The organism is Microbacterium sp. Bi128, assembly GCF_918698205.1.
The window spans coordinates 1-1,621 of sequence record NZ_CAKKMM010001169.1 but is presented as its reverse complement, the minus strand read 5'-3'; the positions used below and the strand labels follow the sequence as shown (position 1 = coordinate 1,621).

The 1,621-nt window shown below is 68.7% G+C and carries 1 protein-coding gene; it reads left to right on the top strand.

The window, feature by feature from the left end:
• A partial coding sequence (locus LQV45_RS30910) for a hypothetical protein (RefSeq protein WP_230011112.1) occupies positions 1-1,601 on the top strand: 1,601 nt, incomplete at its 5' end.
• Positions 1,602-1,621: the final 20 nt, after the last annotated feature.

Genomic DNA, 1,621 nt, shown 5'->3' with positions numbered 1-1,621 from the left:
ATGGTGACCGTAAGCCGTACAGCGGTGGTGGCGATCGTGACCGTAAGCCTTATGGTGATCGTGCTCCGCGTGAAGGCGGGGGCCAGCGCAGCTTTGGTGGCGACAGCCGCCCGTCCTATGGTGACCGTAAGCCGTACAGCGGCGGCGGCGACCGTAAGCCTTATGGTGACCGTGCCCCGCGTGACGGCGAGGATCAGCGCAGCTTTGGTGGCGACAGCCGTCCGTCCTATGGTGACCGTAAGCCGTACAGCGGCGGTGGCGACCGTGACCGTAAGCCGTATGGTGACCGTGCCCCGCGTGAAGGCGGCGGCCAGCGCAGCTTCGGCGGCGGTGGCGACCGTGACCGCAAGCCGTACGGCAGCGGCGAGAACCGCACGCCCTTCGGCACCCGCGAGGATCGTCCCGCACGGGGCTTCGACCGTGGCGACTCAGGCCCGCGCCAGTACGGACGCGACCGCCCCGAGGACCGTCCGGTTCGCGTGCCCAATGCCCGCGACCTCCGCAGCGCCAACCGCCCGGACCGGGAGCGTTCACCCCAGATCGACGAGGACGTCACGGGCAAGGAGCTTGACCGCGCCACGCAGCACCAGATCAAGACCCTCGAAGGCACCAGCGCCGAATGGGTGGCCCGCCACCTCGTCATGGCCGGGCGGCTCCTGGACGAAGAACCCGAGCTTGCCTTCCAGCATGCCCTGGCGGCCAGCCGCCGTGGCGGACGCCTCGCGTCCGTCCGCGAAGCTGTCGGCCTGACGGCCTACGCAGCCGGCCACTATGGTGAAGCCCTCCGGGAATTCCGGACCTACCGCCGGATCAGTGGCTCCAACATGCACCTGCCGGTCATGGCCGACTGCGAACGCGGCCTTGGCCGCCCGGACCGTGCCCTGGACATGGCCCGGTCCGACGAAGCCAAGGATCTCGACGCCCCCGGCAAGGTGGAACTGGCCATCGTTGCAGCCGGGGCCCGCACCGACCTCGGGCAGCTCGACGCCGCGGTTTCCGAACTGGAAATCCCGCAGCTGGACATCAACCGTGCCTTTTCCTACAGCCCCCGGCTGTTCCGTGCCTATGCTGACGCGCTGACGGCAGCCGGCCGCGCTGCCGAAGCCGCCAAATGGCAACGCCAGGCCACCGTTGCCGAAAACGCGCTGGGCCTCGGGGCTGACGAGGAACCCGACATCATCGATCTCGGCTGGGACGAGGAAGAAGAAGCCCGCGAGGAGGAACGGCAGCGCCGCCTCCGGGCGCAGGAGCATGCCGACACGCACGCCGGAACCGAAGAGCGCGCACCGCGTGCCGCCGGTGCCGCTGCCGCGGCAGAAGCCACCGGCGCCGCAGCCGGAGTGGCCGGCTTGAACGCGGGCGATGAGCTCGCCAGCGACGACGGAGCCGACGACGCAGAAGCCGGCTACTTCGAGTCTGACGACGCCGAGTCCGACCTGGATTCAGTGGAATCCGACGTGCTCGACGAAGCTGATGACGAAGCTGATGACGAAGCTGATGACGAAGCGATCGACGAGGCCGACCTGGAACTGAACGATGACGCGGACCAGGAACTCTCCGCTGACTCAGAGCGGGCCCAGCACGGAAGTGTGGAGGACTAATCGCATGACGGGTACCGCCC